The following is a 24,632-nucleotide window of genomic DNA, read 5'->3' on the forward strand; positions in this document are numbered from 1 at the left end:
CTGCTCACACAGACTCAATGCTTGGTCATGTTCTTGTAAAAAACCAGCTCCTCTTTGAGCTTGATATTTTCGTCCTGCTGCGCAGTCAGTGTTTTGGCCAGGTTGTTGCTCGTTGCCAATTCCACCTGTAACTCACGCTGGGAAGCGATCAGTTTCTTCTGCAACTCTATATTTTCCGTCGTGACCTGGCGCAGGCGATGCCGAATATTTTCACTATCATCATCATGCAACACCCAGTAGGCCAATGCAAACCCAATCACCACATAGGAAACCGCCAATATCCCCTGAAAGTACCAGGGACGATGTGAGCGCACAGCCACCTGTTTGGCAGTCAGGCCAAAGTGATTCCTGAGTCTTCTGCGGATAGGCCTGATCATTATGGCAACAATGGCAACACTTGCAAACCAGCCTCAGGGGCCAGATTGAACATCAGGTTCATGTTCTGCACCGCTTGACCAGAGGCGCCTTTAACCAGGTTGTCCTGCACGACAATGATTGTGACATAATCATCTGCCTGTGGGTACACCGCCATCCTTAAAACATTCGATCCACGGACCGAGCGTGTCTCGGGAAGCGCACCGGCCGGCATCACATCGACAAAAGTCGACCCCTGGTAGCGTTGCTCATACACCTGCTGAATGGATGCCCGCTGCGCTTGCCTATTGAGTTTGACATGGAGCGTACTGAGCATGCCGCGTATCATCGGGATCAAATGCGGCACAAAGATAAGCTGGACAGCTTCATTGCCAGACAGTTTTTTGAGTTGTGCCAGAATCTCGGGATGATGCCTGTGCCCGGCCACACCATAGGCTCTGAGGTTATCACTCGCTTCAGAGAACAGCGTAGACACTTCTGCTTTTCTGCCGGCGCCGGAGACACCCGACTTCGCATCCGCGATAATTGGCACCGAGAAATCAATCCAGCCTTGCTCAAGTAAGGGCGCCAACCCCAGCAACACGGTGGTGGGGTAACACCCTGGATTACCAATCACTTGCGCCTGCTGCACCTCTTCGCCATATAGCTCTGGCAAGCCGTAGACGGCATCTTGCAAAATATCGGTACAGCTATGGGGGAGTTTGTACCATTTTTCAAAGACAGCGGCATCCTGCAACCGGAAATCTGCTGCCAGATCAATCACCTTCACGCCAGCAGCCACCAGCGCAGGCGCTTGTGCCATGGCCACCCCATGGGGCGTTGCAAAGAACACCACATCACATTGGGTCAGATCAACGGTCGCTGGGTCACTAAAGGCTAGTTCAACGACGCCACGCAAACTGGGAAACATCTCTGCCACAGGCAGGCCCGCTTCACCCCGTGAAGTAATGACCTGCAATTGCACATTGGGATGACGCGCCAGCAAGCGCAATAACTCTACACCGGTATACCCTGTGCCGCCAACGATGCCTACCTTAATCTTTTCCATCTGCCTTACCCAGTTGAGGAGTTAAAACGCACACTGCGTAAAAAGTTAATTAATATAAATGAAAAAGGCCGCCAATGCGACCTTTTTGCACAACAGGTTTGTAACAAACGTTGAAAAATTAACGTTTGGAGAACTGTTTCCGACGACGTGCTTTACGCAGACCGACTTTCTTACGTTCAACTTCACGTGCATCACGTGTTACGAAACCAGCGTGGGACAATGCGCTCTTCAGGGCAGCATCGTAGTCAATCAATGCACGGGTAATGCCGTGACGAACTGCACCAGCTTGACCGGATTCACCACCACCATGCACATTGACCAGAATGTCAAAGCTCGCAGTGTTGTTGGTCAATTCCAGAGGTTGACGCAAAATCATGCGAGAAGTCTCGCGTGAGAAGTACACGTCAGCTGGCTTGTCGTTTACAACGATATTGCCGCTACCGGACTTGATGAACACACGTGCCACTGAACTTTTGCGGCGGCCTGTGCCGTAGTTGTATTTACCGATCATGTTTTATCCTAATCGTCTTGAATTAGATGGTTAATGGTTGCGGTTGTTGCGCAGTATGCTCGTGCTTGTCACCCGCATACACTTTCATTTTTTTGATCATGGCATAGCCCAAAGGACCTTTTGGCAACATGCCTTTCACTGCTTTTTCCAATGCACGGCCTGGGAAACGGTCTTGCATTTTGGAGAATGAAGTGGTTGTAATACCGCCTGGATAACCAGAGTGACGGTGGTACAGCTTGTCACCAGCCTTGTTACCGGTTACTTTAATTTTGTCCGCATTGACTACGATGATGTAGTCGCCTGTATCCACGTGCGGTGTGTAAATAGCTTTATGCTTACCACGCAGACGATGAGCGATTGCGCTGGCCAGACGACCCAATACCAAGTCAGTGGCGTCAATCACGAACCAGTCACGTTGTACTTCATGCGATTTTGCTGAAAAAGTTTTCATTTTATAACTACCGAGTTATAGCGTATAAATTAAGAGGGCGGATTATATGCTAGCTTGAGAAAGCTTGTCAACGGATTATTCTAAAATAATCCCTGACCAATGCCGCGAGCCTTGATGATTTTATCAGGCTGCAGATTTGGGGCTGTTTGCCATCAATTTTGCAAATAAGTTGAAGTAAAGTATGCTTTTTAAGCAAAAGATCTTTGTTTTATCAGGAATAATTGCAAACAGATGCTATATTAGCTCAAGTTTCGACTTGATGCACTGAATCATTTCAACCGCAGAGATTAAAAAATAATATTTTCATGCGCTCAGGCCATTCACAGACGCGAGAGTCCACGATTACAACAGCATTGCGCTGCATGGCGTTGCCATTGTGGCTTTTGTTAGCGCCAACCTCACTCGTGCAGGCCGCGGATTTATCCGCATTCCGCTTTGAGTCTGAACCTGGCCAACCCCTGCTGGCACAAGTGCCGATCACGCATGCCACATCCAGTACGGACATCAGCTGTTTTCAACTGCAGCAATCTGTGGCTGATTTTGTGCATCTGGAATACACCACACTGAGCGCGGATCAAGGCATGCTCATGCTATGGTCCGACCGCGCAATGAGCAGCCCGGTCAAAGTCACCCTAACAGATACATGCCAGCGCACCGCGCAGACCTTTACCCTGCACCCGGACATGAAGGTGTCGTTTGAAGTAGAGGCGCCTCAGCAAACAGCGACCCAGCCAATTACTGCAGAGGCGCCCACCTCGACCCCACAGGCACCCTCTCAACCGGTACAGGAGGGCATCCCGCTGGAGGCCTACGACAAGTTACAGGAACAAATCAATGAATTGCAGCAGGCATTTAACACCTTGCAAAGCAAATCCGATGCCCTTTATGCCAGTTCACTGGCGCAAACGAATTTACTCGCCTCTCTGAAATCGCAATTGGTCCATGTGCAGAATGAAAACCACCTGCTGCGCACACTGGTGATGACGCTAGGCCTGGCCTTGATCGCCAGCGGCTTTTTCTTTGCCGACTGGCTCAGGCGGCATGCGGCAGTACCCAAGCGCGCCAAAGGCCGCCAACCAGCCTCAGCCACGGAAGAATCCACCGGTCCGGCGACCCAGCCGCAAACCAGCCAGCGATTCACAACCACTTTGTCGCCACTCACCAGCTCACCAAGTCCTGCACAACCAGTCTCTGGTGCGACGCAACCGCCCTATACCCAACGAACCGGAAGTCGCTTGAAGTCGGTTCCTATCCACGCCAATGATGATGTGCTCGGGCTCGAAGCGGTTCCACAAAAACTCAGCTCACAAAAAAGCACGCAGTCCGTGATGCAAGATGCTTCCAGACTCTTCACACATGGTCGAGTGAATCAGGCCATTGAGCACTTGCAACAACACCTGGCCAAACACCCGAAATGCTCCCCCTGGATGTGGCTGTATTTACTGGATTTATTATCCAAAGAAGGCAAGCACCAGGAGTTTGACATGATGGCCAGCGAGTGCCGCAAGCATTTCAACTTGAATGTAGAGCACGCGCCAGACCTCAAACAACAAGGCATCGAATCTTTCCCGCGCGTGATGAAAGCCTTGCAGCAGGCCTGGGGCACGCCGCAGGTGATTGCGCTGATTGACGACCTGGTTTACAACACCCGCCTTGTGCCGCGTATGGGTTTTGAGCGTAGCGTCTTTGAAGACCTCATGCTATTGAAAGAAATTGCCTGCCAGACACAAAACCTGCCTGCAATGCCCCCTGCGCCAAAAGCCCCGGACGAAGAGACGTCCATCAATGGTAACTTGCGCGAGTTGCAGCAACTCTCTGAAGACATCTATATCCTCGCTCCGGCAGAACAAGCGCCCTTCCAGTATTGGACCGACTTCACCTTTGAGCTGGCTGAGCCCGCTGGTGGACGCAAATCAGCCTAACCAATAGGCACCAGCGATGCCTGCGGTTAATGCCGCGCCTATCCAGATATTCTCCAAAAATGCCTTGAAACACTGCGCACGCTGACGCGTACGGATCAGTCCATATTGCCTGAATAACTGTAAGGCAGCGGCCACCCAACCCAGCCAGAATGGCCAGCCCAGCCTGAGCTGAATGGCGACCCAGGCCATCATGGCCAGCGTGGCAATCAGGCACAGCATAATCGCGAATACCTCACGGTGACCAAAGGTAATCGCGGATGAACGGATGCCGATCTTAAGGTCATCCTCACGGTCCACCATGGCATAAGCCGTATCATAGGCCACTGACCAGGAGACATTCGCCAGCAACAACCACCAGGCAGTTGCCGGCACAGCCCCCTGTAAGGCAACAAATGCCATCGGGATACCAAAGCCGAACGCAATGCCCAAATAGGCCTGTGGAATGGCAAAAAAGCGCTTGGTGTACGGGTAGCTAACCGCCAGAAACAAAGCTGGGACGGACCACAGCACCACTTGCATGCCCAGCGTACACACCAGCACAAACGCTATCAAAGCTAGCGCTACCGCCACGGCATAAGCCTCTTTGACAGAAATCTCCCCGGTCGCCAACGGCCGGCGTTGGGTGCGCGCCACCGCGCCATCCCAGTGCCGGTCGGCAATGTCATTCAATGCGCAGCCGGCTGAGCGCATCAGTATCGTACCCAACACAAACACGGCTGCCACCCATAGATCAGGGAACCCTGCGCCTGCAATCAACAGCCCCCACAATGTGGGCCAGAGTAGCAACCAAATCCCGACCGGCTTATCCAGACGGGTTAAGCGATAATACGCATGCCAGTTGATGGTTGACTGCATTACAAAAGCTTTCCGATTAAAAAATTAATCATGGGGATGATCCACACAAGCAGGCAAAAACACTTCTGTCACCAGCAAAAGGTGATGATGCAGACGGAACAAGGAGCGCCTTGCCCAAAGGGGATGTTGCTGCAACTGCGGATGATAGCGGCATACCGCCTGATGCAAGGGATGCTGTGCGTACAATTTGCGGAACTGCAACGGCCCACGTGTGACTTTAGGATTGGCAAACAGCGCTGCCCCGAGCGGCACCCGCCCGATTGCACGCAAGCGGCACCATGGTCCGCGCAAATCCTGACGCGCGATGACACTATGCGCAAACACGCGCGGCTGGCCGTTTCCGCGCAACATGACTTCTCGCACCCATGCACGGGACATCGCATTCAGGCGCAACATGGCCTGTTCGTCTACATGCGGCTTGCGCCAGGCTTGGGCCAACAGCTCAACCGAAAACGCCGGATAGTGTTTTTTCAGGCGGGCAGTTAATGAACCCCGTTCCTGCAACCAGGACCTTAAGGGTGTTTGACCAACAACAGCGCGTTGCCAGGCCCGCTCAGAAGATTGCTTCAGCTGCCGCATCTCGGTCAATGTGGCAACGGGAACGTTTTGGGCAACCACACCCATAATTTCCCTTGTTGGCGCATGGCCCCCGCCAGCTTGCCAGCAGCATCGCCTTCTCCCCAGTACACATCGGCACGCACGCCGCCCTTGATCGCCCCCCCCGTATCCTGAGCGTGCATCAATTGCTGCAAAGGTGCCACATCATTGGGGTAAGTGGTCGCCAGATAGACCGGGGCGCCCAGGGGAATGTAAAACGGATCGACCGCAACACTACGTTCAGCTGTGAGCGGCACCCCTAATGCGCCTAATGGGCCGGACAACCCCGGTGGCAGCAACTTGAAAAACACATAGCTGGGATTCGCATCCAGCAAACCGCGTAACTGCTCGGGATGCTGCTGTGCCCAAGCCTTGATTCCCTGCATGGAAGCCTCGCTGGCGGTCATTTCTCCGCGCTCCACCAGGATCTTGCCAATAGACTGGTAAGGGTGCCCATTCTGGTCGGCGTAACCTACGGGAACACGCTCGCCGTTTTCAAGCGCAATGATGCCCGACCCCTGTACCTGCAGAAAAAATGCTTCTACCGGATCGCTGACCCAGATTAACTCACTGCCATTCAACGGCGATTGCGGCTGCTCAATTTCTGCCCGTGTGAAATAGGGAATCAGCGTTTGGCCCTGCAAGCGGCCACGCACGCGTTTATACTTGAGCTCGGGAAACAATGCCGACAAATTCACGGTAATCAAATCCGACGGCACTTGATAAAGCGGGACGCGGTAACGCGGACTTGCTTGCCTAGCCCCTTGCAACACAGGCTGATAATAGCCGGTGATCAAGCCCTGCGAGGCGCCATCCGCCTGCCGCGTGGCATACACATTAAAATATTGTTGCCAGTAGGCCTGAATGGCAGACACATCCTCAGCCTGCACCAAGAGCGCGGCAGCACAAACCGCTTTCCAGTCCGCTTTGTTTTTGAGCCCCTGACATCCTTGTAGCCATGCCTTCCAGCTGGCGATCCAGTCTTCTTTTTCCAACCCTGGCAGGTCTGCCCACTGCGCAGGCTGGAGCAAGGCAAAGGCTTGTGATGGCGTAACAGGCGGGACACTGCTACTCGTACCGGGCCTTTCAACCGCAGGCTTGCTCGGAGCTGGCGATGTTCTGCCCGAGGTGTCCGGCGTTGGCACCGTTTGACATCCTGCCAGCCATAGCAGACTGGAAAGGACAAGACATAGACGGATGACAGAACTGTTTTTGATGGTTAACACGTTTGTGACTTCAACTTAAAGACCATTGATAGGTCTGCGGCCTCATGCAGCAGACAGCAGACGAGGCAAATGTTTGCGCGTGCGGTTTAATGCAGCCCGGCTGCCTGATGCAACCAGAACGTCGGGATATCGACTTCAAACCAGTGACCATCGACGGCCACCATCTGATAAGTGCCATACATTTCCCCACTGGGTGTACTGAACATGACGCTACTGGTATAGCGGTATTCTGCATCGGGCGCCAGCAAGGGCTGCTCGCCGACCACCCCCAGCCCTTTGACTTCCCGTACCTGTTGCATGGCATCGGTAATCACCCAATGTCGACTAATCAGCTGCGCAGGCGTTTGCCCGGTATTGCGGATCGTAATCGTATAGGCATAGATGTACTGCCCCGTTTCTGGCGAAGACTGATCAGGCAAGTACTCTGTCTCGACAGACACCTGACAGGCATAGAGGGCGCGTTCGGTCACATTTATCCTATCATGCCAGTGGTTGGTGAACTAGGGCTGGCAGAATACAGTTTTTTCGCCATACGTCCGGCTAAAAAGGATTCCCGGCCAGCCTCAATGGCTTTTTTCATGGCGCCTGCCATCAACACCGGGTCACACGCAGCCGCAATGGCAGTATTCATCAACACGCCGGCACAGCCTAACTCCATCGCAATCGCCGCATCAGACGCACAGCCTACGCCAGCATCCACCAAGACCGGGATCTTGGCATTTTCGATGATAATTTGCAGATTCCATGGATTTAAAATCCCCATGCCGGAACCAATCAGCGAGGCCAACGGCATCACTGCCACACAGCCAATATCCTCCAGTTGCTTGGCGATGATCGGGTCATCCGAGGTATACACCATGACCTCAAAGCCTTCTTTGACCAGCGTTTTGGCTGCAGCAATGGTTTCGGTCACATTCGGATACAAGGTATTCGGATCACCCAATACCTCCAGCTTGACCAGGCGGTGATCATCCAGCAACTCACGCGCCAGACGCAAGGTGCGCACGGCTTCTTCAGCACTGTAACAACCCGCGGTATTCGGCAGATAAGTAAATTCGTTCGGCGGCAAATACTCCAGCAGAGAAGGTTCGCTTGCATGTTGACCGATATTGGTCCGGCGGATGGCCACGGTAATAATTTCAGCGCCACTGGCGTCTATCGCAGCGCGTGTCTGCGTAAAGTCCTGGTATTTGCCGGTGCCAACCAACAGTCTGGATTGATAAGATTGACCGGCAATCACTAAAGCATCATTCATCATTAAACTTTCTATTCCATTCTTAGCTGCATAACGCTGATGAGATCGCGCTCAACCGCCACCGACCGCACCGACGATTTCCAGCTTGTCATCCGCGTGCAACTGCACGTGGGCAAACTGGCTACGCGGCACAATATCGCCATTACGCTCAATCGCAATGCGCTTGCCTGTCAGTTGCATCTGCTCGACCAACGCTTGCAGACTCATGGCCTCTGCGGCAAGTTGCATGGCTTTACCATTGACGAAAATTTGCATGCTGCTTTTAAAGGTTTTATTAAACAAGCCGTTATTCTACGAAAAATCAGCGGATTTGGCTTTCAGTTTTTACGTCACATGGTTTCAAGCCATCTTCAACACGTGTCATCCAACCTGGAGGAGTATGCGTTATTTTAAGCGTGAACATGGCACCATGTTTGCTTTAATGTTGTAGCGATACAAATATGCCTGAAGAATTTGACAAGTTTGGTCACTACGGCAAATTCCGCATTGCTGCAGAATGAACTTTTTGTTAATTTTGGCGCCACAAGCACGGCGAACACAATTCGTTGTTTTGTGTAATGAATATTGAGAATCCCAAAAGGAAGAGTAAAAATGCAAATCGTAGAATCCTACCAAGCCGTTTCATCACAACATTTTTTGATTGATGAAATTTACGCCCCCAGCCTCAACAATGCTGCTCCCAACGCTAAAGCGTTTGCCGAAGAACAGCAACACTTGAAAGCCATCAACGAGCTTCATCGCTTTTTGGAATCGAGTTGCGACTGCGTTTAATACGCAGGGCGTTTCAAACCGACCCCGCAACGGGTCACTGATTTTCAGGTTGGATGCTTGAATCCAATCTTGGGTTAGCCGGAAATATGTGAAAATTCACTTCGGGCGCCCTTTACCCAAAAATTGCGCAACGACTGCGATATCGAATTCCCTGCGTTAAAGTAGAGGTAATGATGAGACAAAGAAAAAAGATGGCTTTTATCGCCATCTTTTTTCTTTTCAGCGGTTGATTCAGAAGCAGCGACGACCCGTAAGAGCGGTCACTGCTATCCTAAGAAACTGCAGACTATTCAACCGACAGCTGTGGACGACCAGCTTCTGGCCAATCTAAGTGGAAGAACTGACCACGTGGCTGATCTTTGCGCTCATAGGTATGTGCGCCAAAGTAGTCACGCTGGCCTTGCAGCAGGTTGGCTGGCAAGTCAGCACTTCTGTAGCCATCATAGTAAGCCAATGCCGCCGCGAAGCCTTGTGCCGGAATGCCATTGGTCACAGCCAACGCAATCACTTTACGCCAGCCGGCCTGACCTTCGTTCATCGCATTGGTGAAGTATGGATCCAGCATCAAGTTTTTCAGGCGTGAGTTCAATGCATAAGCATCGGTGATTTTTTGCAGGAAGCGCGCGCGGATGATACAACCGCCACGCCAGATCTGGGCAATTTCACCGAAGTTGAGTTTCCAGTTGTAAGCCACTTGCGCCTTATCAATCAGCTGGAAGCCTTGTGCGTAGGCGCAGATTTTGGAGCAATACAAGGCATTCTTGATCGCCTCAATGGTTGCAACCTTGTCTTTCTCTTGCACAATCACTGGACCTTTGAGGATCTTGCTGGCTTCAACACGCTCCTCTTTCAGGCTGGATAATGCACGCGCATAGACGGCAGCTGCAATCGCATTGGCGGGCGCCCCCAACTCGAGCGCATTGGCCGCCGTCCACTGGCCGGTGCCTTTTTGGCCTGCCGTATCGAGAATCTGGTCAACCAGGAAGCCTTTGCCAGCCGGATCTTTTTGCTGCAGGATATCGGCCGTAATTTCAATCAGGAAGCTGGACAGCTCACCTTTGTTCCACTCGGCAAACACTTTGCCGATTTCATCGGCCGGCATGCCCAGCAGATTTTTCATCAGCCAGTAGGCTTCGCAAATCAACTGCATATCGATGTACTCGATACCGTTGTGCACCATTTTTACATAGTGACCCGCACCGTCCGGGCCGATATATTCCGCGCAAGAGAACCCACCCTGAACTGGTTTGCCAGGTGCGCCACCTTCTAACGGGGCACCTGTCACAGGATCCACTTTGGCTGCAATATCGCGCCAGATGGGCTCCAGACTAGCCCAGGCCTTGCGTGTACCTGAAGGCATCAACGATGGACCAAAGCGGGCACCGGTTTCACCACCAGACACGCCGGAACCAATAAACTCAATGCCTTTGGCAGCAAGCTCTTTTTCGCGACGGATGGTATCCGTCCACAGCGCATTACCGCCATCAATAATAATGTCCCCTTGCTCCAGGAAAGGCAACAGGGCGTTAATGGTCACATCGGTCGCGCTCCCGGCTTTCACCAGCAACACAATTTTGCGTGGACGCTTGATGCTCAGTACAAAAGAGGCCAAATCAGCATGCCCTACCACACGCTCATGTGAGGGCTCATTCTTTTTACACTCCTCGATGAAGTTCAGCATTTTTTTCGGGTCACGGTTATAGACCGCAATGGTATAGCCGTGATCAGCAATGTTAAGCGCCAGGTTTTGGCCCATCACTGCCAATCCTACCAATCCAATATCCGCATTTTTTATAGTCATAGTTCTCTCTAAACAATGGTTAATTTAGTTGAAAAAAAAGCACAGGCTTTTGGCCTGTGCTTGGACTAGGGTATGTATTGAATATCCCATGCAAGTTGTTTTGAGAATCGCAACTGGCATAACATTTTCAGCACCTTAGTTTTCTTTCGCTCAAGTGTTCCAGTCGGTTACTTGAGTACGTTACCGAACATCTGCAAGGTCAATTGATATCCAATGTTGACCAGCTGCGCATCGTAACGTTCCCCTTCATCGCGCATGAAAGCATGTTGTCCATTAAATTCATGCCAGGTGTAATGCAGTCCGGGCACCGCGGCAAAGCGGTTATACAGCTCTGCACGTTTATCTCCCGGGATATGAGGGTCTTGCTTGCCCCAGATCATAAGCAACTCGCCCTTGATTTCGCCGACACGGTCCATGCTGTGCTGACCAGGCTGGTTCGGGATAATGTTGGTGTGCAAATCGGTGGCATAGAAACAGGCCGTCGCTTTGACTTCGGGTTGCAAAGCTGCACGGAAAGCCAGGTGACCACCGATACAAAAACCGGCCGCACCCAAATTGCCGTCATACCAGGCTTGCTTGTTCAGATAGTCAATCATGGCGCGATTATCCGTGTCGTAGGCCTGCACATCTTTGGCCATTTTGTCCGCATTGCCTTTGTCACGGCCAGCATCGTCATAGCCCAATACCGTGCCAATCGGATTCAACTCATGGAACACTTCAGGCACCAGCACGGCATAACCATGCCCTGCTAAAAAGCGCGCTGCGCGCTCAATCGGACCGGTCTGCTGAAAAATTTCAGAGTAAAACAAAACCGCAGGCACTTTGCCATCGTGTTTTGGACGATGAAAATAAGTACGCATCACCCCGGTCGGGGTGTCCAAATCAACGATTTCGCTCGTAATCAGCATGATAAATCCTTAAACAATCAAAAAATACCGGCTATTCTAGCGCTGTTTGCATGGCTTTTCACAGATATTGTGTCAGGGCAAGCAGAATTTTTTGCAATTCCGGCTGACAAAGTCTAGGTAGCTTGCCTTCATCACCAACCATGGGAGTTTGTATGCGCCCCTCATTCAATCTTGTTTGCTTCATGCTCTTCAGCACGAGCGCTTTGGTGGCCCATGCCGAGCTCGACCATGAGCTGGTTTACCGACTGAAAGCCTCGGTGGTAAAAGTGCACAGCATGACACAAACGGGCGGTCACGGCGTCGGCAGCGGCGTGGTTGTGGCGCCAGATACAGTGGCTACCAATTGCCATGTGCTGGCGAACAGCAGCGGCGTTAGCGTTTCCAAATTCGGTGATAGCGTCAGCCCGGTTGGCATGGTCGCGGACTGGAAACACGATATCTGCCTGTTGAAATTTCAATATCTGGAACTGCCGCCAGTCAAGCTGGGCACAACCGCCGCCTTACATTATGGTGATGCCGTCTTTTCCATCGGCTTTCCAGGTGGACCGCCCAAGCCACAAACCATCGCAGGCCATGTGAAAGCCTTGTACCCCTATGATGACAGCCTGATTGTGCGCACCGATGCCGCGTTTATCATGGGCGCCAGTGGCAGCCCGACCTTTAACCAGACAGGCGAACTGGTTGCTTTAAGCACGTTTAAAAGTCCCGGCAAACAGGCCTACTTTTATAGTGTGCCGGTCGAGTGGATACAAACGCTGCTTGGCAAACAAGCCAGCAACAGCATTCAGGCCGACGCCACTCCCTTTTGGGACTTACCGCTGAATGAGCGCCCGTTCTGGATGCAAGTGGTGATCCCTTACCAAAACAGCGACTGGCCGGCCGTAGAGCACATCGCGCGCACTTGGTTAAGCCAGCAAGCAGAGGCCGCAGAAGCACACTTTTATTTAGCCAGTGCGCTACATCGGCAAGGACACCTCGCCGCAGCCCAACAAGCCTATTTACAAGCCACTAAGCTGGAGCCGAACTATCTGGAGGCTTGGTCAGGACTGGCCTTGCTCGCTCAACAATCCGCGCAGCCAAGCTTGCAGGTGGAGGCTGAGCGCCACCTTCAACAGCTCGCCAGCCAGACTCAATAGCTTGGGCACACTCGCTGACCACAAGCCATCCGGCCAAGCGTACGCATGATCAACCCCAGAGGCTCTGCTAGAATAGCGTTTTTAATGTTTATCCGATTGCTCCGTCATGACCTCTCGCAACCAGCAACTGTTTGAAAAATCCCAGCAACTGATTCCAGGCGGCGTCAACTCGCCGGTACGCGCGTTTCGCAGCGTCGGTGGCACGCCCATCTTTTTCAAAAAGGGCCTCGGCTCCAAGCTCTGGGATGCGGATGGTAAAGAATACATTGACTACATCAACTCCTGGGGCCCCATGATTTTGGGACATGCCCACCCGGAAGTTGTTGCGGCCGTGCAGCAAGCGGCCGCTAACAGCCTGAGTTTCGGCGCGCCAACCGGCCTAGAGCTCGAAATGGCTGAATTAATTAATCAACTTGTGCCCAGCATGGAACAAGTACGCCTGGTCAGCAGCGGGACCGAAGCGACCATGAGTGCCATTCGCGTGGCCCGTGGCTTTACCAAGCGCAATAAAATCATCAAATTTGAAGGCTGTTACCACGGCCATGCCGATGCCTTGCTCGTGAAGGCTGGGTCCGGCTTGCTCACCTTTGGCGAACCCAGCTCCGCCGGTGTCCCGCCAGAAGTCGCTGCGCACACCCTGACGCTCGATTACAACAACTCGCAAATGCTCAAAGACACCTTTGCCAGCATGGGGGACGAGATTGCCTGCGTGATTCTGGAGCCAGTAGTCGGCAATATGAACCTCATTGTGCCTCACCGCGAGTTCTTAACCACTTTGCGTGAACTGTGCACTCAGCATGGCACGGTGCTAATTTTTGATGAAGTCATGACCGGCTTCCGCGTGGCACTGGGCGGTGCACAGGCACTGTATGGCATTAGACCGGACATGACGACCCTGGGCAAAGTGATCGGTGGCGGCCTGCCCGTAGGCGCCTTTGGTGGCCGCAAAGACATCATGAGCGTGCTAGCTCCGCTCGGGCCGGTTTACCAGGCCGGCACGCTGTCAGGCAATCCCGTGGCGGTGACCGCCGGGCTGACCACCCTCAAACTGATCCAGGCACCAGGCTTTTATGAGGCACTGACGGCAAAAACAGCGCAGTTAATGGACGGCATGAAGCAGGCAGCACACAAAGCGGGCGTGACCTTTAGCGCACAAAGCGTAGGCGGCATGTTTGGCCTCTATTTCAGCGCCAGCAACCCCACTAGCTACGCCGACATGATGCAGGCAGATAAAAATGCCTTTAATCACTTCTTCCACAGCATGCTAAACAGCGGCATTTATCTGGGGCCCTCAGCATTTGAAGCGGGCTTTGTCTCGGCTGCACATACCGATGCCGATATCGCCCAAACCGTACAGGCGGCCGAACAAGCCTTTGCCAGCCTGTAAGCCAAGCGTTTGCGTGGCGATTGCCACCAAGGCTCGCCACGCAAACCAATCGCCACACCACTGACATCCAGGATGGCGCCCCCTGAGCAGCCTGACGCTTTCTGGCAGACTGCCCATATGAGGCGATCCAATCACAACATCTGATCCATGGCTGCGCCAGGTGCGCTGCTCTGTTCATGGATAAACCGCCTTACAAGCGCGACAGATTCAACTAACCACCTAGTTTTAAGCACCGATTACATCGCTAGCATTTGTGCAAATTAAAGCGCAAGCAATTGGTAAATAAAAACCATTCTCAACTAAAAAATAAAATGCCTTTATCCGTTATTTAACGCAGGCTAAACAATTGAAATTGCTAAACTTTAACGGTATCATTGAAGGTTCCTCCAAATGTTTTGTAAGTGAAGAATCTGGCAATGGACATGCAGTCTGACAACAACCTGATGAGTGCTTCTCAAGATACCGCAACCACCCGGGACGACCAGTTTGGTTTAGCTCCGCAATCCCAGGGTTTATACGACAGACGCCACGAGAAAGATAGCTGTGGCGTGGGCTTTGTCGCCCATATTAAAGGCCAGAAAAGCCACGACATTGTCGCTAAAGGCCTGCAACTGCTGGACAACCTGACCCATCGCGGCGCGACCGGTTATGACCCTAAACTGGGTGACGGCGCGGGCTTGCTGATGCAGATGCCAGATACCTTTATGCGCGAAGAGGCTGCCAAGCTGGGCATGACCTTGCCAGCAGCCGGACAATACGCCGTCGGCCAGGCATTTCTGCCGCAAAACGCAGACAATCGCGCGCAATGCGAAGCGATCTTTGCCAAAATCATTGCAGAAGAAAATCAAACCCTGCTGGGCTGGCGTGATGTGCCGGTCGACAACAGCAATATTGCCGACGCGGCTCGCGCGGTTGAGCCTGTGATGCGCCAGGTGTTTATTGCTAGCACCGTGACCGACAGCAATACGTTCGAACGCAAATGCTTTGTGATTCGCAAACGCATTGAACACGAGATTCGCGCACTGAACCTACAAGACAAGGCACAGTTTTACATGCCGTCCTTCTCTTCTCGCACCATCGTCTACAAAGGCATGCTGCTGGCTAATGAAGTGGGCGTGTACTACAAAGATTTGAGAGATGAGCGCGTGATTTCAGCGCTTGCGCTGGTACACCAGCGTTTCTCTACCAACACCTTCCCAGCCTGGGATCTGGCCCACCCCTTCCGCATGATTGCACACAACGGTGAAATCAATACCGTTCAAGGCAACGTGAACTGGATGGCCGCCCGTCATGAGACCATGAAATCTGCGGTGCTGGGTGAAGATCTGGAAAAACTGTGGCCACTGATTGCAGAAGGCCAGTCAGACTCCGCCTGCTTTGACAACTGTCTTGAGCTGCTGGTCGCGGGTGGTTACAGCCTGCCGCATGCCATGATGATGCTGATCCCGGAAGCCTGGGCAGGTAACCCATTAATGGACGAAGACCGCCGTGCCTTCTATGAATACCACGCGGCACTGATGGAGCCATGGGACGGCCCGGCTGCAGTCGCGTTTACTGACGGTAAAATGATTGGTGCCACGCTGGACCGCAATGGCTTGCGTCCAGCCCGCTATCTGGTCACCGAAGACGACATCGTCATGATGGCGTCTGAGATGGGCGTGATCACTTTCCCACAAGAAAAAATCGTTAAAAAATGGCGTTTGCAGCCAGGCAAAATGTTGCTGATCGACATGGAGCAAGGCCGCATTATCGACGACGAAGAAGTCAAAACTGAACTGGCACAAGCCAAACCTTATCGCCAGTGGATTGAACAGACCCGCTTCCATTTGACCGACTTGCCTGGCGTAGGCAATGGCGAAGTCAGCCTGCAAGCAGATTTGCTGGATACCCAACAAGCCTTTGGTTACTCTCAGGAAGACTTGAAGTTTGTCTTGCAACCCATGATAGACAACGGCGAAGAGGGCTCAGGCTCCATGGGGAACGACGCGGCCTTGCCCGTGCTGTCCAACAAAGCCAAGACACTGTACAACTACTTTAAACAGTTGTTTGCACAAGTAACCAACCCGCCGATTGACCCGATCCGTGAAGAGCTGGTGATGTCCCTGGTGACATTTATCGGCCCTAAACCCAACCTGTTGGCGATTGATGAAACCAACCCGCCATTGCGTTTGGAAAGCGGCCAGCCAGTGTTGAGCCTGGAAGGCCTGGAAAAACTCAAACAGATTGAGTCTTTGACCAAAGGCCAGTTCAAGTCCATCGTCCTTGACCTGACTTATGATGCCGCCTTAGGTAAAACCGGCATGAAACAGGCCCTGGACGTCTTGCACGACCAAGCCGAAAAAGCCGTGCATGACGGCTATAACGTACTGATCCTCTCGGACCGTGCCGTCTCAGCGAACCGTATTGCCATTCCAGCCCTGCTGGCCTGCTCGGCCACGCATGAGTTTCTGGTCAAAGCCGGCTTGCGTACCAGCACCGGTCTGGTGATTGATACAGGCTCAGCCCGTGAAGTACACCATTTTGCCCTGCTGGCAGGCTATGGTGCGGAAGCTGTTTGCCCATGGCTGGTGTACGAAACCATCAAGACCCTGACCGGCGATGTTGAAAAAGCCGGCAAAAACTTCGTCAAGGCGATCGGCAAAGGCTTGTACAAAGTCATGTCCAAAATGGGCATCTCGACCTACCAGTCTTACTGCGGCGCACAGATTTTTGAAGCGATCGGCCTCAATAGCCAGTTTGTGAATGACTATTTCACTGGCACGGTCAGCCAGATTGAAGGCATCGGTCTGGAGCAAGTTGCCGAAGAAACTGTACGTATGCACATGCAAGCATTTGGGAATGACCCCGTGCTCTCCAATGCGCTGGAAGCGGGCGGTGAGTACGCCTTCCGTGTACGCGGTGAAGAGCACTTGTGGACGCCGATGTCGATCAGCAAATTGCAGAACGCGACCCGGACTGGCAAATACGAAACTTACAAAGAGTACGCCGCACTGATCAACGATCAGACACGTCGCCACATGACCTTGCGCGGACTGTTTGAAATCAAACCGGCGGGTAAAGCGATCCCATTGGATCAGGTGGAATCGGCCAAAGAGATTGTTAAACGCTTTGCCACTGGCGCCATGTCTTTGGGCTCCATTTCAACCGAAGCGCACGCCACCTTGGCTATTGCCATGAACCGGATTGGCGGCAAGTCCAATACTGGCGAAGGCGGTGAAGACGTCAAACGTTTTATTCCGGTCCAAACAGAATCCAGCCTGGCCACCGTATTGGGCAGTGATTTGATTGAAGCAGATGTGCCAATGCAAGCGGGTGACTCTTTGCGCTCACGCATCAAGCAGGTGGCCTCTGGCCGCTTTGGCGTGACTGCCGAATACCTGAGCAGCGCTGACCAGATCCAGATCAAAATGGCACAAGGTGCCAAGCCTGGGGAAGGCGGTCAGTTGCCTGGCCACAAAGTGTCCCCCTACATTGCGAAACTGCGTTTCTCGGTGCCTGGCGTCGGCTTGATCTCTCCACCACCACATCACGACATTTACTCGATTGAAGATTTGGCGCAGCTGATTCATGACCTGAAAAACGCCAATCCAAAAGCCTCGATTTCGGTCAAACTGGTGTCAGAAACCGGCATCGGTACCGTGGCAGCGGGTGTGGCCAAGGCTAAGTCTGATCACATCGTGGTCGCTGGCCATGACGGCGGGACAGGTGCCTCACCAATTTCTTCGATCAAACACGCAGGCACGCCATGGGAGCTTGGTCTGGCTGAAACGCAGCAGACGCTGGTACTCAACCAGTTACGTGGTCGCGTGGTGCTGCAAGTCGATGGCCAGATGAAAACCGGCCGTGACGTACTGATTGGCGCACTGCTGGGTGCGGACGAATTTGGCTTTGCCACTGCACCGCTGGTGGTTGAAGGCTGTATCATGATGCGTAAGTGTCACTTGAACACTTGCCCGGTCGGTGTTGCCACCCAAGATCCAGAGCTGCGTAAGAAGTTTACCGGCCAGCCTGAGCATGTCGTGAATTACTTCTTCTTTGTCGCTGAAGAAGTGCGTGAACTGATGGCCAGCATGGGCATTGCCAAGTTTGATGACTTGATCGGCCGTGCCGATTTGCTGGACATGAAAGCCGGCATAGAGCACTGGAAGATCAATGGCCTGGACTTCAGCAAAGTGTTCCACTTGCCAGACATGCCAGCCAGTGTGGCACGCAAAAACAATGACGTGCAAGATCACGGCATCGCCAAAGCATTGGATAACCAATTGATCGCATTGGCTAAACCGGCGTTGGAAAAAGGCGAAAAAGTCACGCTTGAGTTGCCAATTGTGAACACTAACCGTACAGCAGGTACCATGCTGTCACACGAAGTGGCGAGCCGTTATGGCAACGCCGGTCTGCCTGACGGTACCATCCACGTCAAATTCACTGGCACCTCCGGTCAGAGTTTTGCGGCATTCCTGGCCAAGGGCATTACCTTTGAGCTGACAGGTGAAGGCAACGACTACGTGGGTAAAGGCCTGTGTGGTGGTCAGATCATTATCAAACCACCTGCAACCTTCCGTGGCTTGTCCTATGAAAACATCATCGTTGGTAACACCGTGATGTACGGTGCGACCACAGGCAGCAGCTTCTTGAGCGGTGTGGCGGGTGAGCGCTTCTGCGTACGTAACTCAGGCGCAACTGCCGTGGTTGAAGGCGTAGGCAACCATGGTTGCGAATACATGACTGGCGGGACCGTGGTGGTACTGGGTCAGACCGGCCAGAACTTTGCAGCTGGGATGAGTGGCGGCATTGCCTATGTTTACGACATTGACGGCCAGTTTGCCAAACGCTGCAATATGAGCATGGTGTCACTGGAAAAAGTCGAAGCGGCTGAAGCAGATGTTGGCAAAGTACAACACCTAGGCCAGCCAGACGAAGTGATTCTTAAAGGCTTGATCGAGCAGCACCTGGCGTTGACAGGCAGCCCTCGAGCAAAAGAACTGTTGGCCGACTGGTCAGCCGCGCGTGCAAAATTTGTTAAAGTATTCCCGAACGAATACAAACGCGCACTGACCGAAATGGCTGCAGCCTCCGCCAAGCAAGCCGCATAATCGTTTTTGTTAATTGAATGCCCCGCGTGATTGGCGGGGCTGTTTAAAGTTGTGTCTGTCACGAGCAACTGGGAAGAGATGATTTCACATGGGTAAAGTCACAGGTTTTATGGAATTTGGCCGACTGGCAGAAGAAAATCTGCCCGTTCAGGATCGCGTCAAGAACTACAAAGAGTTCGTCCTGCATTTGACAGACGACCAGGCCAAACAGCAAGGGGCACGCTGCATGGATTGCGGCATTCCATTTTGCACCACCGGCTGTCCAATCAATAACATCATTCCTGACTGGAATGACCTGGTCTATCATCAGGACTGGCGCAGCGCGATTGACGTGTTGCATTCCACCAACAACTTCCCGGACTTTACTGGCCGTATCTGCCCCGCCCCTTGCGAGGCAGCCTGCACCTTGAACATTAATAACGACGCCGTCGGGATTAAGTCCATCGAGCACGCCATCATCGACAAAGCTTGGGAAAACGGTTGGGTCACACCACAAATCAACCCGAACAAAACTGGCAAAACAGTGGCGATTGTGGGGTCTGGCCCCGCAGGCCTCGCCGCAGCACAACAATTGGCCCGCGCGGGCCATGCCGTGACCGTGTTTGAAAAAAATGACCGTATCGGCGGCTTGCTGCGCTATGGCATTCCTGACTTTAAACTGGATAAAGCAAACATTGACCGCCGGATGGCGCAGATGGAAGCCGAAGGCGTGACCTTCAAGGTGAATCAGCATGTCGGTGAAAACGTCAGCGCGGCCGATCTGGAGCGTGACTTTGATGCCGTCATCCTGGCAGGTGGCGCAGAACAGCCACGTGACCTGCCCGTGACAGGTCGTGAACTCGATGGTGTTCATTTCGCCATGGACTTCCTGACCCCTAACAACAAAATGGTGGCCGGCGACAACGTCCCTAACCAGATTAAAGCCACCGGCAAACATGTGGTGGTTATCGGCGGTGGCGATACCGGTTCTGACTGCGTAGGCACCTCCAACCGCCATGGGGCAGCCAGCATCACCCAGTTCGAGTTGATGCCACAGCCGCCTGAAAAAGAAGACAAATTTATGGTGTGGCCAAACTGGCCACTCAAAATGCGCACCTCCAGCTCGCATGAAGAAGGAGCGAATCGTGACTGGTCGGTCACAACCAAAGAGCTGATCGGCGAGAACGGCAAGGTGAAAGCCCTTAAAGGTGCACGTGTGGAATGGAAAGATGGCAAAATGTCTGAAATTCCAGGTTCAGAGTTCACCATTCCTGCTGATCTGGTGTTTTTGGCCATGGGCTTTGTCTCACCGGTACAAAAAGTGCTGGATGCATTTGGCGTGGAAAAAGACAACCGCGGCAATGCCAAAGCCACGACCGATGGCGAAGGCTGTTACAAAACCAGCAAGGACAAAGTCTTTGCTGCCGGTGACATCCGTCGCGGCCAGTCTCTGGTAGTCTGGGCGATTCGTGAAGGCCGTCAGTGCGCACGCGAAGTCGATGCGTTCCTGATGGGCAGCTCTACTCTGCCACGCTAGTCCAGGTTGCCGTGAGACGCAAAACGCCGATGGTTTTCATCGGCGTTTTTATTTGTCATATCGCAAAAAAACCGCATTCTTTCAGGTGAAACAACGGCTTGGCCTTTATAATCATGCTTTTAGCTGATGTGCGTACGACCACAGCAGCACAGGCAACCGAAACCAGAGCAAATGACCACTCTTCAAAATGACACTTTTCTGCGCGCCCTGTTGCGCCAGCCTACTGAATATACCCCGGTGTGGATGATGCGCCAGGCAGGCCGCTACCTGCCTGAATACCGCGAAAGCCGCAAAACCGCGGGCAGCTTTATGCAACTGTGCCAGAGTCCGGCCTTTGCCACCGAAGTGACCCTGCAACCGCTGGACCGCTATCCCCAACTGGATGCGGCCATTCTGTTCAGCGACATATTGACCGTCCCTGATGCCATGGGACTGGGCTTGTATTTTGAAGAAGGGGAAGGCCCCAAGTTTGAGCGGACTTTACAAGAAGAGGCAGACATCCTCAAACTGGAAGTGCCTGACATGGCCAAACTGCAATATGTGTTTGATGCTGTCAGCAGCATCCGTCAAGCACTGAATGGCCGTGTTCCTTTGATCGGTTTTTCAGGCAGTCCATGGACACTGGCCACCTACATGGTGGAAGGCAAAGGCGGCACCGACTTTTTGAATACCAAAAAAATGGGCTATGCCAGACCCGAATTACTGCACCGCATTCTGGAGATTACGGCGCAAACGGTGACGCAATACCTCAATGCACAGATTGCGGCCGGTGCACAGGCGGTGATGATTTTTGACTCTTGGGGGGGGGCCTTATCGCATCAAGGCTATCAGGAGTTTTCACTGCAATACATGCAGAAAATTGTCGCTGGCCTCACTAAAACCGCAGAAGGCAAACCGGTGCCCAGCATCGTGTTTACCAAAGGCGGCGGGTTGTGGCTGGAGTCACAGGCGGCTATTGGTGCCGATGCCCTCGGATTAGACTGGAGCGTGGATCTCGGCCAGGCACGGGCACGCGTGGGGGACAAAGTGGCCTTGCAAGGCAATATGGACCCGGCGATCCTGTTGAGCTCTCCTGCCGCCATCGAAAAAGAAGTCGCGCAGATTCTGGCCAGCTACGGCCATGGTCACGGCCATGTGTTTAACCTGGGCCATGGCATCACGCAATGGACACCTCCTGAGCATGCGGCCTGCATGCTTGAAACCCTGCGCAAGCTCAGTCCACACTATCACCTGTAACCGTCGTCACCGCACGAGCTTATTGCGGCCAGGCTGTGCTGTGATGCCCTCACGAGGCCTTGTTTGGGCGAGGCAAAAACGTGAGACTTGCGCGGGACTGAATCGCCACAAATAGTGATCTCGCACAGTGGCGATCGGCGCGATGCCGGCGAGCATGGGTAAATGGCTGGCGTTACCAGGATCGCCCGCCACCCAAACGGCCTGCCGCGGCCCTAGCTGGCAAACGTGTTGTGTCAACACACTTTCGGTTAACAACTGGTTTACCGCTGTTTGCGGGTCAAAATGCTTGGCCTCTATCAGCTCTTTTTCCCAACTGTCGTCCAACACCTCATACTCAGCAGTGCGCCAGTCAGCCACCATCCAGGCGGGATGCGATAACCGCAGATAAAACATCAAGTCAAACTGGTATTTATTGAGCAGAATCAATTGATCCTGTTTGCTAACCAAGGGCTGGACCTTGGTTGCCAGTAGGAAAGAAGCTGTTTTTTGCGCGTGCTGAATCACCATCCCCATGGCTATCACACAGGTCACTGCCGCCGCCAAAAATGTGACCCACAACCGCTTGGGGAAGCGGTGCTGCCAGGCTTGCCGCATACCCATGGCTGTCAAGACCGCTATCGCCGGCAAAACTGGCATGATGTAGCCCAGTGGTTTGGAAACCGGGATCGAAAAAAATAGTAGGATCAATGCCAGCCAACATACCATCAGCAATGCCACATCCTGCTGCCGTGAACTCCAGCGCTGGACTTCGTGCTTGCGCAAGCGGGTCAACCACAGAGAAGCGGGCAAGGTCAGCGCCAATAGCACGGGCAGATAAAACCAGAACGGCTGCTGATTGTTAAAGTGCGTGCCGGTGAAGCGCTGCACATGGTGATGAATAAAAAAGTACTCCAGAAAGCCCTTAAACTGCGATTCCATGCATAAAAACCAGGGACTGGCCATCAGAAAAAACAATACCAGCGCTGGCCACCATAAGAAATACTTGAGAGACGCAAGACGGCGACTCACCAGCAGCCAGCCACCAACGACCAGTACTGGCAAGACCATGCCAATCAGGCCCTTGGCCAGAACGCCTCCTGCAGCAAACACCATCGCCATATACAGATATTTCCGCTCCGGCTGGCCTTGTTCAATACTCCAGGTAAATTCTGCCGCCAGCATGATCGTCATGGCAATCATGCTGGCAACCAACATATCCAGATTGGCAAACTGGGCACTGGCAAAAAAGAATGGCTGCGTCACGAGCGCGACAAAAGCCAGTACCGCAGTTTTTTTGTCCAGATGCCTGGCTGTAAACCAATACAGCGCGATCGCCATCAATACGGCAGCCAGCAAGGAGGCCAGCCTGCTCGCAAGCAGCGAGGGGCCAAAAAGTTTGAAACTGGCCGCCGTGATCCAGTAAAACAAAGGCGGTTTATGAAAATATGGCAAGCCATCCAAATGAGGGATCGCCCAATTTCCAGAGGTCAACATCTCCCAGGCAATGCCGACATAGCGGCCTTCATCCGGCAGGGTGAGTGGCCGACAAACGGCGGCCATGCCTAACCAAAGCAGGGTGACCGCTAACCAGAAAAAATGATTCAAATGACTGTTTTGTTTTATTTGTACTGGCGACATGCCTATCCGCTTGTGATTGATGAAGGACTGAATGGCGAGTCAGGATTCATCACACGCTGATAGGCGCCATGTTGATTCCCGACATCTATCACTCACCAGCAAGGCTTATGCCAAATAAAATCACATTTAAAATCAATTACCTGCAATCAAAACCAATTTACTCTGTGCATTTTTTGCAGGGCTATATATGCGTTTAATCAGCCGGGTGCACTTTTTGCAGTGCATTTGGGCACCATCAGCCGAAAAAGGAAAATAAAAAAGCCTGCGATTGCAGGCTTTTTTCAGGCAAACCGCTCTCTACTTCAGAGACATGCGCGACATGGTCTCGTCTTTATCTTTCCATTGATGTTTGAGTGCCCCAAGCACATGCACGATAAATGCAGCCAGCATCAGGTTGGCAAACAACTCGTGAGACTCTTTGAACACATCGCGCAAATCGGCATTATCCAGCCCGCCGAACACCTCCAACCCAAACCACTTCAAGCCGAACTTGCTATAAAGCGTCATGAGTACGCCGCTCAGTGGGATCAAGACCATCAGCAAATACAGCATGTGATGCACGGCTGTCGCCAGCTTACGCTCCAGCGCTGAATAGCTGGCCAGCATGGCAGGCGGGGTATGTGTCACACGCCAGTAGACGCGGAAAATCACCAGCCAGAGCAAGGTAAAGCCGATGGACTTGTGCAGATTAAAATACAGGGTCCGGGCTGTGGCCGGCTCATCCATCTGCCAGGTGACGATCCCCAGATCGAACAGATCAAAGGCCGTTTGTTTTGGCCCGTCTTTTGGCAACTCGCCCATGTACCAGCCCAGGGCAAACATGCCAATAATGACCAGTGCGATGAGCCAGTGCAGAATAATCGCCACCTTGGTATAACGCTGGGTTGAACTCATTGAATCTCCTTTGTAGATGAATCTGAGCAGCCT

Annotated in this window: 21 protein-coding genes; 7 read left to right on the forward strand and 14 right to left on the reverse strand. The window is 52.9% G+C overall.

The genetic code is table 11. The annotated features are described in order from the left end of the window. Positions 1–14 precede the first annotated feature (14 nt). The 4 genes from ACT53C_RS06550 to rplM form a co-directional block, all read right to left on the reverse strand. Positions 15–377: a hypothetical protein gene (locus ACT53C_RS06550; RefSeq protein WP_194749718.1), complete on the reverse strand. Its 363-nt coding sequence runs from the start codon at positions 375–377 to the stop codon at positions 15–17. Further along, positions 377–1,423 carry an N-acetyl-gamma-glutamyl-phosphate reductase gene (gene argC / locus ACT53C_RS06555; protein ID WP_194749719.1) on the reverse strand — a complete coding sequence of 349 codons (1,047 nt, stop codon included), beginning with the start codon at positions 1,421–1,423 and terminating at the stop codon, positions 377–379. The genes ACT53C_RS06550 and argC overlap by 1 nt, the downstream gene beginning before the upstream one ends. Positions 1,424–1,541: 118 nt before the next feature. After that, positions 1,542–1,934 (reverse strand): 30S ribosomal protein S9, encoded by a 393-nt coding sequence (gene rpsI / locus ACT53C_RS06560; protein ID WP_049639496.1) that lies wholly within the window; start codon positions 1,932–1,934, stop codon positions 1,542–1,544. 22 nt (positions 1,935–1,956) lie between these two features. Beyond that, entirely contained in the window at positions 1,957–2,385 is a 429-nt protein-coding gene (gene rplM / locus ACT53C_RS06565) for a 50S ribosomal protein L13 (RefSeq protein ID WP_194749720.1), read from the reverse strand. A gap of 374 nt (positions 2,386–2,759) precedes the next feature. Here rplM and ACT53C_RS06570 point away from each other — a divergent pair, with 374 nt between their 5' ends. Then, positions 2,760–4,307, forward strand: coding sequence for a type IV pilus assembly protein FimV (locus ACT53C_RS06570; protein ID WP_476145325.1), 1,548 nt, complete (start codon positions 2,760–2,762; stop codon positions 4,305–4,307). Here the strand turns inward: ACT53C_RS06570 and ubiA are convergent. The 6 genes from ubiA to thiS form a co-directional block, all read right to left on the reverse strand. Then, positions 4,299–5,162, reverse strand: coding sequence for a 4-hydroxybenzoate octaprenyltransferase (gene ubiA / locus ACT53C_RS06575; RefSeq protein ID WP_476145326.1), 864 nt, complete (start codon positions 5,160–5,162; stop codon positions 4,299–4,301). The genes ACT53C_RS06570 and ubiA overlap by 9 nt on opposite strands. Before the next feature lie 24 nt (positions 5,163–5,186). Continuing rightward, positions 5,187–5,786: a chorismate--pyruvate lyase family protein gene (locus ACT53C_RS06580; protein WP_476145327.1), complete on the reverse strand. Its 600-nt coding sequence runs from the start codon at positions 5,784–5,786 to the stop codon at positions 5,187–5,189. Continuing rightward, positions 5,747–6,904 (reverse strand): murein transglycosylase A, encoded by a 1,158-nt coding sequence (mltA, locus tag ACT53C_RS06585; RefSeq protein ID WP_476145328.1) that lies wholly within the window; start codon positions 6,902–6,904, stop codon positions 5,747–5,749. Before mltA ends, ACT53C_RS06580 begins: the two co-directional genes overlap by 40 nt. A gap of 167 nt (positions 6,905–7,071) precedes the next feature. Then, the gene (apaG, locus tag ACT53C_RS06590) at positions 7,072–7,455 is read right to left on the reverse strand and encodes a Co2+/Mg2+ efflux protein ApaG (RefSeq protein WP_275356445.1); all 384 of its coding nucleotides are present in this window, start codon (positions 7,453–7,455) and stop codon (positions 7,072–7,074) included. A gap of 2 nt (positions 7,456–7,457) precedes the next feature. After that, complete coding sequence (locus tag ACT53C_RS06595; protein WP_476145368.1) at positions 7,458–8,240, reverse strand: thiazole synthase; 783 nt, start codon at positions 8,238–8,240, stop codon at positions 7,458–7,460. A 51-nt stretch (positions 8,241–8,291) separates the two neighbouring features. After that, complete coding sequence (gene thiS / locus ACT53C_RS06600) at positions 8,292–8,495, reverse strand: sulfur carrier protein ThiS (RefSeq protein WP_476145329.1); 204 nt, start codon at positions 8,493–8,495, stop codon at positions 8,292–8,294. Positions 8,496–8,831: 336 nt separating this feature from the next. Here thiS and ACT53C_RS06605 point away from each other — a divergent pair, with 336 nt between their 5' ends. After that, positions 8,832–9,011, forward strand: a complete 180-nt coding sequence (locus ACT53C_RS06605) for a hypothetical protein (protein WP_194749724.1) — start codon at positions 8,832–8,834, stop codon at positions 9,009–9,011. 286 nt (positions 9,012–9,297) lie between these two features. On the opposite strand, the gene gndA is transcribed toward ACT53C_RS06605, so the two are convergent. Both gndA and ACT53C_RS06615 read right to left on the reverse strand, forming a co-directional pair. Next, on the reverse strand, positions 9,298–10,812 hold the full coding sequence (gene gndA, locus ACT53C_RS06610; protein ID WP_194749725.1) for an NADP-dependent phosphogluconate dehydrogenase: 1,515 nt from the start codon (positions 10,810–10,812) through the stop codon (positions 9,298–9,300). A gap of 167 nt (positions 10,813–10,979) precedes the next feature. Further along, positions 10,980–11,720, reverse strand: a complete 741-nt coding sequence (locus ACT53C_RS06615; RefSeq protein WP_476145330.1) for a dienelactone hydrolase family protein — start codon at positions 11,718–11,720, stop codon at positions 10,980–10,982. 182 nt (positions 11,721–11,902) lie between these two features. Here ACT53C_RS06615 and ACT53C_RS06620 point away from each other — a divergent pair, with 182 nt between their 5' ends. The 5 genes from ACT53C_RS06620 (at position 11,903) to hemE (ending at position 22,088) form a co-directional block, all read left to right on the forward strand. Continuing rightward, complete coding sequence (locus ACT53C_RS06620) at positions 11,903–12,856, forward strand: S1 family peptidase (RefSeq protein ID WP_476145331.1); 954 nt, start codon at positions 11,903–11,905, stop codon at positions 12,854–12,856. A gap of 106 nt (positions 12,857–12,962) precedes the next feature. Continuing rightward, complete coding sequence (gene hemL / locus ACT53C_RS06625) at positions 12,963–14,243, forward strand: glutamate-1-semialdehyde 2,1-aminomutase (RefSeq protein WP_194749728.1); 1,281 nt, start codon at positions 12,963–12,965, stop codon at positions 14,241–14,243. A 443-nt stretch (positions 14,244–14,686) separates the two neighbouring features. Beyond that, positions 14,687–19,336, forward strand: a complete 4,650-nt coding sequence (locus tag ACT53C_RS06630; protein WP_476145369.1) for a glutamate synthase-related protein — start codon at positions 14,687–14,689, stop codon at positions 19,334–19,336. Between the two features lie 88 nt (positions 19,337–19,424). Further along, a complete protein-coding gene (locus ACT53C_RS06635) occupies positions 19,425–20,852 on the forward strand; it encodes a glutamate synthase subunit beta (protein WP_476145332.1) in 1,428 nt (475 codons plus the stop codon). Positions 20,853–21,023: 171 nt separating this feature from the next. Next, positions 21,024–22,088, forward strand: a complete 1,065-nt coding sequence (gene hemE, locus ACT53C_RS06640; RefSeq protein WP_313986212.1) for a uroporphyrinogen decarboxylase — start codon at positions 21,024–21,026, stop codon at positions 22,086–22,088. 6 nt (positions 22,089–22,094) lie between these two features. Here hemE and ACT53C_RS06645 read toward each other — a convergent pair whose 3' ends face one another. Together ACT53C_RS06645 and ACT53C_RS06650 are read right to left on the reverse strand one after the other, a co-directional pair. Beyond that, positions 22,095–23,705 (reverse strand): glycosyltransferase family 39 protein, encoded by a 1,611-nt coding sequence (locus ACT53C_RS06645; RefSeq protein WP_476145333.1) that lies wholly within the window; start codon positions 23,703–23,705, stop codon positions 22,095–22,097. A gap of 297 nt (positions 23,706–24,002) precedes the next feature. Continuing rightward, positions 24,003–24,599 carry a cytochrome b gene (locus tag ACT53C_RS06650; protein WP_194749732.1) on the reverse strand — a complete coding sequence of 199 codons (597 nt, stop codon included), beginning with the start codon at positions 24,597–24,599 and terminating at the stop codon, positions 24,003–24,005. Between the last annotated feature and the right edge of the window lie 33 nt (positions 24,600–24,632).

This window comes from Methylophilus sp. DMC14 (genome assembly GCF_056314085.1).